This is a genomic window from Candidatus Desulfatibia sp., from assembly GCF_036446775.1.
Taxonomy (GTDB): domain Bacteria; phylum Desulfobacterota; class Desulfobacteria; order Desulfobacterales; family UBA11574; genus Desulfatibia_A.
In genome coordinates, this window is sequence record NZ_JAZFTO010000055.1 from 18,085 (window position 1) to 28,056 (window position 9,972).

The 9,972-nt window shown below is 44.4% G+C and carries 8 protein-coding genes and 1 tRNA gene; all 9 read left to right on the forward strand.

The window, feature by feature from the left end:
- Positions 1-78 precede the first annotated feature (78 nt).
- Positions 79-2,748, forward strand: a complete 2,670-nt coding sequence (locus V3S16_RS02475; RefSeq protein WP_413883093.1) for a CBS domain-containing protein — start codon at positions 79-81, stop codon at positions 2,746-2,748.
- Entirely contained in the window at positions 2,738-3,400 is a 663-nt protein-coding gene (locus V3S16_RS02480; protein WP_413883094.1) for a site-2 protease family protein, read from the forward strand. The genes V3S16_RS02475 and V3S16_RS02480 overlap by 11 nt, the downstream gene beginning before the upstream one ends.
- A 124-nt stretch (positions 3,401-3,524) precedes the next feature.
- Positions 3,525-4,511, forward strand: a complete 987-nt coding sequence (trpS, locus tag V3S16_RS02485; RefSeq protein ID WP_413883095.1) for a tryptophan--tRNA ligase — start codon at positions 3,525-3,527, stop codon at positions 4,509-4,511.
- A gap of 320 nt (positions 4,512-4,831) precedes the next feature.
- The gene (locus V3S16_RS02490; RefSeq protein WP_413883096.1) at positions 4,832-5,545 is read left to right on the forward strand and encodes a segregation and condensation protein A; all 714 of its coding nucleotides are present in this window, start codon (positions 4,832-4,834) and stop codon (positions 5,543-5,545) included.
- Positions 5,546-5,635: 90 nt separating this feature from the next.
- Positions 5,636-6,172, forward strand: coding sequence for an SMC-Scp complex subunit ScpB (gene scpB / locus V3S16_RS02495; RefSeq protein WP_413883097.1), 537 nt, complete (start codon positions 5,636-5,638; stop codon positions 6,170-6,172).
- Between the two features lie 122 nt (positions 6,173-6,294).
- Positions 6,295-6,576 (forward strand): HU family DNA-binding protein, encoded by a 282-nt coding sequence (locus tag V3S16_RS02500; protein ID WP_413883098.1) that lies wholly within the window; start codon positions 6,295-6,297, stop codon positions 6,574-6,576.
- A gap of 1 nt (position 6,577) precedes the next feature.
- Positions 6,578-6,652 (forward strand) — tRNA-Val (locus tag V3S16_RS02505).
- Positions 6,653-6,916: 264 nt separating this feature from the next.
- On the forward strand, positions 6,917-9,352 hold the full coding sequence (locus V3S16_RS02510) for a response regulator (protein WP_413883099.1): 2,436 nt from the start codon (positions 6,917-6,919) through the stop codon (positions 9,350-9,352).
- A 192-nt stretch (positions 9,353-9,544) separates the two neighbouring features.
- On the forward strand, positions 9,545-9,972 hold a 428-nt coding region (locus tag V3S16_RS02515), incomplete at its 3' end, for a hypothetical protein (RefSeq protein ID WP_413883100.1).

The window sequence follows — 9,972 nt, forward strand, 5'->3', positions numbered from 1 at the left end:
AAGTTTGCTTGAACTTGCGCTTGATATACCATATCATATATGATTAAAAAGACATAACTTTTCTTATAGGACCGGGCTGTGACAAAAAAAAGCTTACTAAGCAAAAAAGATCTTACCGTCATTACCACCCATATAAACGCCGACTTTGATGCACTGGCCTCCATGCTTGCGGCCCAAAAGCTGTATCCTGACGCCCTCGTAGTTTTTCCCGGTTCCCAGGAAAAAAATTTAAGAAATTTCTTTATCAAGTCCATGGTGTATCTCTTCAATATGGCAGAGATCAAAGATATCGATTTTTCGGACTTGAAACGACTGGTTCTGGTTGATACCAGACAGGCCGGTCGTATCGGAAAGCTGGCCTCGGTGTTGCAAAGGCCTGATTTGGAAATTCACATCTATGACCATCATCCACCGGCTGCTAATGATATCAGCGGTCATCTTGAAGTTCACCAGCTAACGGGCGCGACCATCACCATCTTGGCGGAAATTATCATGGAAAAAGGGATCGAAATTTCACCCGATGAAGCCACGATCATGTGCCTGGGTATCTATGAAGATACGGGCTCTTTTACGTTTCCCTCGACCACCGAAAAAGATTTCAAGGCCGCCGCCTTTCTGCTCTCAAAGGGAGCAAATTTAAACATTATCTCAAGCCTGATCTCCAGAGAAATCAGCCCGGAACAAATCGGACTTTTAAACGATATGATTCAGGCCGCAACCCGCTACAATATCAACGGTGTTGAAGTTGTGATTACAACCGTAACCACCGACAATTACGTCTCGGATTTCGCCTTTCTGGTCCACAAAATGGTCAAGATGGAAAACATTGACGCTATTTTTACCATCGCACGTATGGGAGATAAAATGTACATTGTGGCCCGCAGTAGAATACCTGAAGTCGATGTGGGCGCAATCGTCACTCCTCTGGGCGGAGGCGGGCATACATTTGCGGCTTCTGCAACCATTAAGGGCAAAACATTGGTACAGATTGAACACGAATTGACCGAAATTCTCTATAAGAAAATCCGCTCGAGAAGCCGGGCCAAGGATTTAATGTCATCCCCTGCCATTACGGTCGACGCCAATGTCCCCTGCAAAGAAGCTGCCGAACTCCTGACCCGCTATAATATCAATGCACTTCTGGTTACCGAAGGACAAAACAGTGGCACAAAAATGCTCGGGTTTATCACCCGCCAGATTATAGAAAAAGCCCTTTTTCATCTGCTGGGTCACATCCCCGTTAGAGAATACATGAACACAGAGCTTGCTTTTGTAAAACCTGCTGCCGAGCTTCACGAAATTCAGGAAAAAATAATCGAAAACAAACAACGTGTGCTCCCTGTCATCGACAACAATGTTATCAAAGGCGTTATTACGCGCACCGATCTGCTGAACATTCTGGTTCGACAAACGCAACACAAAAGTCAAGAGTACCCGGAGCTGCTGAAGGAACCCGGCCATGCCAGAACCAGGAATATTGCAAGATTTATGAAAGAACGCCTTTCGCGCCGGATCATCGATATTTTGAAATCCATTGGCAGAAAGGCCGAAGAAAATGGTTTCGACGCCTATATTGTCGGCGGATTCGTCCGCGACTTGTTTCTGTACAGGGCCAATGAAGATTTAGACATTGTTATCGAAGGCGATGGTATCTTCTTTGCGCAAGAGTACGCAAAAACGGTCAAGGCACGTATTCACGCTTATGAAAAATTCGGTACGGCGGTAATCATCTTCCCTGACGGCTTTAAAATCGATGTAGCTTCCGCCAGAATGGAATACTACAAGTTCCCGGCGGCCCTGCCCACAGTGGAAATGAGTTCAATCAAACTCGACCTTTTTCGCAGGGATTTTACCGTTAATACCCTGTCTATTCAGTTAAACCCCGACAAATTCGGCACTTTAATCGATTTTTTTGGAGCTCAAAAGGACCTTAAGGGAAAAGCCATAAGAGTTCTGCACAACTTAAGTTTTGTTGAGGATCCAACACGTGTTTTCAGGGCTATAAGGTTCGAGCAGCGTTTTGGTTTTACGATAGGAAAACTGACTTCAGGTCTGATCGCAAATGCCGTCAAAATGGATTTTTTCAGACGGCTCAGCGGCCGTAGAGTATTTTCTGAACTGCGCCAAATTCTAGAAGAAGAAAACCCTACTCCCGCGATCATCAGGCTACACGAATATGATCTTTTACATGTTATCCATCCTTCAATGACTTTTACAAAAGAACTTGTAGATTTATTTAATCTCGTTAAAAAGGTCTTGTCCTGGCATGACTTGCTCTTTTTGGAAGAATTCTATATGAAGTGGACCGTTTATTTCATAGCGCTAATCCGTCTTTGCGACAAGGAAACAACCCATGAAATCTGCCGGCGGATTGAGCTGGCACCACGCTACCTAGATATTTTCATCAAAGAACGATTTGAAGCCGACCGTTGCTTGTATTGGATGGAACGCAATCTTCCACTTTCAAACAGCACACTTTACCACCAACTTAAGGGTTTTAGGGTAGAACTGGCTCTGTACATGATGGCGGCAACCAAAAGCGAAAATGTTAAAAAATCGATCTCCAACTATTTTACGCACTTGCGGCATATCCAGCCTTCGGTAACCGGCAAAGATCTTATAAAAATGGGATTTGAGCCCGGACCGATCTTTAAGGAAATTCTACAGGCTGCCCTCGATGCAAAATTAAACGGCCGGCTTAAAACGCGTAATGATGAACTTGGCTTTGTAAAAAATTATGTTCAATAACTTCGACCTGAACCAACTGGTGGTAATGATTGTCCCCTTGCTTTTGGCCGTCACCATCCACGAGGTGGCTCACGGCTATGTTGCTCACAGACTGGGAGACCCCACCGCCAAGCTGGCAGGAAGATTGACCCTGAATCCTGTCAAGCATCTTGATTTTTTCGGGTCATTTCTGCTGCCGCTGGTGTTAAAACTCTCAGGTTCTCCCATTATTTTTGGATATGCCAAGCCGGTTCCGGTTAATTTTGCCAATTTTCGTGACCTTCGCAAAAGTACGATTTATGTTGCATCAGCAGGTGTTATTGCCAATCTGGCCCTGGCGGTAGTCTCGGGGGTAAGCTTCCAGCTTCTGTTTCATTTTAAATCTATATGGTATACTTCCATTTTCAGACCCATTATTATGGACCTCTTTCATATGCTGGCCTATAGTGTGGTCATCAATTTGGTACTGGCTATTTTCAACCTGATACCGGTGCCCCCCCTGGATGGGGGCCGACTATTTGCCATGCTTCTGCCGGTGCGTTTAAGGGTGCACTTTGTACGCATTGAGCCTTTCGGCATGATCATAATTATTTTCTTGCTAATTACAAATTCGCTGGATAAACTTATTCCTTTTTTTCTAAACCCTTTGATCAAGATATTGCTGGGCAGATAGTTTGGTTAGCCATGTTCGCTTTTACGCGCTTTTCTTTGCGAGCTCTTGCCGATCTAAACGAAATTATCCGGCGGCGGCAACGGAACGTTGTTTTGGAAACTGCTATAGAGGACAGGAGATGTGTATGACTGGAAAAAAACGGATTTTAAGCGGGATGCGCCCCACCGGGCCGCTTCATATAGGCAATCTGCACGGCGCCCTTGCAAACTGGGTGGAAATGCAGCAAGAATATGACTGTTTTTACTTTATTGCCGACTGGCATGCCTTGACCAGTGACTATGAAGATCCTGGCTCTATTTCAGGATACATCCGGGAGATGATCATCGACTGGTTGAGCACAGGGCTCTCACCGGATAAAAGCACCCTGTTTGTCCAGTCACATATTAAGGAGCATGCGGAACTGTATCTTATCCTGGCGATGATAACTCCGGTTCCGTGGCTGGAGCGCAACCCGACTTACAAGGATCAGATTGTGCAGCTCAGCAACCGGGACCTTTCAACCTTTGGCTTTCTCGGCTATCCGGTTCTCCAGGCGGCAGATATCATTATGTACAAGGCGTACGGAGTTCCGGTAGGTGTCGATCAGGTTCCCCATGTCGAAATCACACGGGAAATAGCCCGAAGATTCAATTTCTTTTACGGAGACGTTTTCCCGGAACCGGAATCAATTTTAACCGAAACTCCCAAAATACTCGGCATTGACGGACGTAAAATGAGTAAAAGTTACGACAATGCCATCTACCTTTCAGAAAGCCCGGATGAAATTGTCGCCAAGGTTGCTCAAATGTTCACCGACCCGCAGCGGGCAAGACGCAGCGACCCCGGCAATCCTGAAGTATGTAATGTTTTTGAATTCCATAAGCTGTACAGTAACAAGGAAACCGTGGATAAAATCAACCATGAATGCCGCCGTGCTCAAATCGGATGCGTCGAATGTAAACAAATAATGGCCGACAGTCTCATCAAGGCCCTGGAACCAATACATGAAAAAAGAGAATATTACTTAACCCGGCCACAGCTTGTAGACGATATTATCGTAGAAGGTGGCAATAAAGCCCGCCATGTGGCCCGGCAAACCATGACGGAAGTCAGAGCAGCCCTAAAATTATAGCGAAGCTTCACTTCAAACCGACAAGTTGATGAGGCTCCAATTACATGAATTGAGACGAACCGATGCTGGATGCTTGATACTGGATGCTGGAGTGCTAAAATAACCATTCTTTTGTTGACCAGTATCAAGCATCCAGTATCCGTATCAACTTAGCGTAGAAGGGCCATAGGAAAACCCTGGCCCAGAACTGGCCTGCAAGGACATAAGTACAATAACTATCGCCTCATTAATCTGAAGCGTCAATAGGTTGTTACAATCGCGTCGCGCCAGGGCGGGCTTGACACAAATTTTAAGATCTTGTTCTATATAGACGTATAGCTATGCAAGAAGAAGTATATCAAGTTAAACTCGAAAATATTTTCGAAGGCCCCATGGACCTTCTGGTTCACCTTATCAAAAAACATGAAATGGACATCTATGATATTCCGATAGCTATGATCACCGACCAGTACCTGGAATATCTGCAATGGATGAAATCGATGAACATCGACGTTGCCGGAGATTTTATCGTAATGGCCGCCACATTGACCCAGATAAAATCAAAGATGCTGCTTCCGATCCATGAAGATGAAGACGACCAAGAAGATCCCCGCCTGGAGATTGCCAGGCCACTGGCAGAATATCTCCAGATGAAGGCTGCCGCCGAGCGCTTAGCTGAAAGAAACCTTTTAGGGGAAGACATCTTTGCTAGGAATCCTGATCAGGAAGAGCTTCTGGCCGGCCGGCAGGATGAGGTTTTAAAGCTCGGTCTGTTTGAGCTTATTGAGGCCTTCCAGCAAATACTTGAAAAAATATCTCCGGATGATAAAGTTCGTATTGCGGCTGACAGCATCTCTGTTAAAAACCGGATATCACAACTTGTTGATATATTTGAATCCAGGGAATCGGTGACCTTTGAGGAGCTGTTTCCGGCAGGAGCGGTGAAAAGCGAAGTGATCGTAACCTTTCTTGCAATTCTGGAAATGGTCAGACTCAGTCTGGTCCGGATCGTTCAGCATGTCCAGACCGGTGTTATCCGACTCTTTTATCTTTAGAAGTTCAAGGGTTCAAAGGTTCAAGGTTCAAAGGTTGGAGAACCCTGAACACTGAACGAAGAACCCTGAACGAAGAACCCCGAACTCTGAATGGAAGATATCAAATACATTATTGAAAGCCTGCTGTTTGTTGCCGAAACGCCTTTAACCATTAACCGTATCCAAAAGGTCCTCGGACAGGCCGATACCAAAAAGATCCACGAGGCTCTTACCGCGCTTGCGGCTGAATATGAGGCCCGCAAAGGCGGATTTTTGCTACGGGAGGTTGCCGGCGGATATCAAATCCGCTCCCGCCCGCAATACCGTGAATGGATCAAACGGCTTGTCCGGCCGAGTCCCCTCCGACTCAGCAAGGCGGCACTTGAAACGCTGGCTACCATCGCTTATAAGCAACCGGTCATGCGCAGTGACATAGAACATATCCGGGGAGTCGATTGCGGCGGTATCATGCGTATGCTGCTCGAACGAAAGCTAATACGGATACTGGGCCGCAAGCAGATTCCCGGGCGACCTCTTATTTATGCGACCACCAAGCAATTTCTGGAAGTCTTTGACCTCAAAGATTTAAAAGACCTCCCAACACCTGATGAAATCGAATCACTTGGGAACGTCCCCCGGAACGTTTAAAGCACCGCGGTGCTATGACTAAGAAAAAATACTTGACTTAAAAGATTTCAACCTTCTATATATAAACAGTACTGGCGCTCCCTAAAAGATTGAATGATATTTGGTAAAGAAAAGGAGTCTGCATGAACCGATCAGAACTAATCATTGCTATTAAGAATAAGGCAGCTTTCAGCAGAAAGGATGCTGAAAAAGTTGTCGATACGTTTTTCGACGCTATCAAGGAGACGCTTTCCAAAGGTGAGCGCGTGGAAATCAGGGGTTTTGGCAGCTTTACCGTAAAAAACTATAAGCCGTATACTGGCCGCAACCCGAAAACCGGTGTACAAATAAATGTACCTTCCAAAAAATTACCTTTTTTCAAGGTCGGTAAAGAACTGAAAGAAATGGTTGACAGACCGTTCTAAAGGGCGGTTAACTCAGCGGGAGAGTGCTACCTTCACACGGTAGAAGTCACTGGTTCAATCCCAGTACCGCCCACCAGAAAATATAAAGGCTCACAGTTGTTAAAACCTGTGAGCCTTTTTTTAATTATCCAAGTGGTTCTTATTTAAGATCCAGCCATATTTTTATTTCTAATTTGTTATACTTATCCCCTTATCAGGTAATTTGTATCTGTATTTTTTACTATAAAATCGAGCCTTGCTTTTAGGAGGCTTCTATTGTATCTGGTCTGTATGGAAAGCAGTGGCGACTTTTCCACTACCTTTTACTCCTGCTTCACATTTTTAAAAGAGGACTTTTTTCATGAAAAAGAAAATTCTTGTAGTAGATGATAACCCGCAGATGTTGGATCTAATAGCTGACCTGCTGGAGGATGAAGGCCATCAGGTATTGACTGCCAAAGACGGCCTATCTGCTCTGGACATACTTATTTCCTTTATCCCCGACATAATGTTTGTCGATCTTGTAATGCCAAAAATCGGCGGGGACAAACTGTGCAAGATTATACGAAAAATGCAGCATTTGAAGGATTGCTACCTGGTGCTTGTATCGGCCGCAGCGGCCGAAATGGATTTTGACTATACTGAAATCGGCGCCGATGCATGCATTGCCAAAGGACCTCTCGGATCGATCATTGGTAATGTTTTAGCAGCGCTAAGAGAGTCGGATTCTCTTTTAAAGGACAAAAAGCCAAAACCGATTAAAGGCTTTGATACCGTACATCTCAGGCAGATGACCAAGGAGCTGCTCTCTCAAAATAGGCATTGGGAAGCCATCTTAGACAGTATGAGCGAAGGTATTCTGGAAACTTTTGAAGACCGGGTCGTGTATGGGAATTCAGCCGCACTCTCTTTATTCGGAATATCTCTGGAAGAACTCCTGGCAGCTTATCCTCCGGATTTATTTGACGATATTGTTCAGCCTCAGATAGAAAAGCTGATGAAATCAAGAACCGACAAACCTTTTGAGATTGGTTACAGCAAGGCGATTAAAATCAACAATAAACACGTTACCCTTAATAAACTGTCTGTGAGAGGAGAATCATCCACCAGTATAATCATGATGACGGATGTGACCGAACGCCTTAAAGCGGATGAGGAGCTCAAAAAAGCTCATGACGAGTTAGAGCTGCGTGTTGAGCAAAGGACCGCCGAACTGATCCAGATCAATGAAAAACTTAAACGCAAAATCCAAGAACACAAGCAAGCAAAAGAGTCTTTGCAAGAGAGTAATGTGCGCTTTAGAGAGCTAGCCGAGTTATTACCGGAAACCATTTTTGAAATGGATGCTAATGGTACTCTCACATTCGTAAATCGTAAGGCATTCGATTGTTTGGGATACACACAACAGGATTTTGATCAAGGTTTAAAGGGCCTTGAAATGATTGATCCCAAAGATCGGCGCAGAGCCGTGGAAAGTGCTAAAAGGGTTATGAGTGGTGAAAATATCGGTCTTAATGAGTACACGGCCATGAGAAAAGATAAAAGTACTTTTCCTGCTTTGATCCGCTCAACCGCCATATGCCGCGACGACAAACCGATTGGTTTAAGAGGGTTCATCATCGATATTACAGAGACGAAAAGACTGGAAGCCCAACTGCAGCAATCCTATAAAATGGAAGCTATCGGCACACTCACGGGTGGTATCGCACATGACTTCAACAATATCCTGGGGATTATTATCGGCAATACGGAATTAGCGTTGGATGATGTTCCGGAATGGAATCCGGCATATTTCAACCTAGAAGAGATTAAAACAGCCGGCCTGCGTGCAAAAGATATAGTCAGACAGCTTCTCGGTTTCGCTCACAAAACCGACCAGAAGCGAGAACCGATAAAACTTATCCCGGTTATCAGAGACTCACTCAAATTTTTACGAGCAACACTTCCAACGAGTATTGCATTTCGCCAGAACACACAGGCTTCAGCAGACACTGTGCTGGCAGATCCGACTCAAATCCATCAGATAATGCTTAATTTGTACACCAACGCTGCGCATGCCATGGAGGAAACGGGGGGCACTCTTGAAATAGTAATCCAAAATCTCGTTTTGGACAATGATTCAGCTGATATTTATCCTAACCTGTCCCCCGGCAAATATATTGAAGTGGCATTAAGCGATACAGGTCAAGGGATGAATTCTGAAGTCAAGGACCGGATCTTTGATCCCTATTTTACGACAAAAGAAATAGGCAAAGGCTCCGGTATGGGGTTGTCAGTCGTACATGGTATCCTTCAAAGCCATCAAGGTGCGATTTCAGTTGACAGTGAACCTGGAAAAGGTTCTACGTTTCGCATCCTCTTCCCTGTAATTGAAGAAGAAACTGTAATTGAATCAAAAAGTGTTGAGGAATTTCCTACCGGGAATGAAAGGATACTTTTTATTGATGATGAAGAATCCATCGTAAATATGGCGCGGCAAATACTGGAGCGACTCGGGTATCAGGTGGAGACCAAACAGAATCCCGTTGATGCTCTTGAATCGTTTCATTCCAAACCGGAACGGTTTGATCTGATCATCACTGACATGACCATGCCTTATATGACCGGTGATAAACTCGTAACGCAAATTCTGAACATTCGTTCGGATATACCGACTATTCTCTGTACAGGTTTCAGTGAGAAAATATCAGAGAAAAAAGCGCAAGAACTTGGTATTAAAGCTTTTGTGTTGAAGCCTCTGGTTAAGCGTGATTTTGCTGTAACCGTCCGCAAAGTGCTGGATGAAAATCGAGCTTAAAGGACTGTTATATCTATTTGTATTTATTATTTTATTCAGCCCAAAGGCCAAATAATTCTTCAAAAACAATCCTGGTTAAGCTTTCCGGCCTATCTGCCGATATTATATAGTACCTGAACGGAAAGTTATGTTCAGGCAAAATCCGAATGTCGAATATCTAAATCCGAAACAAATTCGAATATCTAATGGAAAATGTCTGAATACATACAGGCCAGAAAATCGCAGTTAAACTTTTATCAAGACATTCCGCTTTATACAAAAGCGGATAAAGGTTTCGTTCTTTATAAGCCGGCGGGTATGACTCTCGGTGATATGCGTCTTAACGAGGCCAGGCATCCAAATAAGCTGTATATTCTGCAAAAGGACAAATTAAGAGGGCTTCAGGAAGCCCAAAAGGGCTTCAATAAGCAATTAACAAAAAACATCCAATCAGGCAACCCAGAGCAAATTAAAGAGACCCTGGTGACGATGATGGAAGAAACCTTAACCGAGCCTCGCAGCGGGAGCCTGGAAGGTGTCTCCGATACCATTGATATTCTTATAGGTGATTATTCCAAAGAGACGCAAGTAGTAGAGAATTTGTGGAAAGTATCTTCCCAAGATTATACCACTGTTTTGCA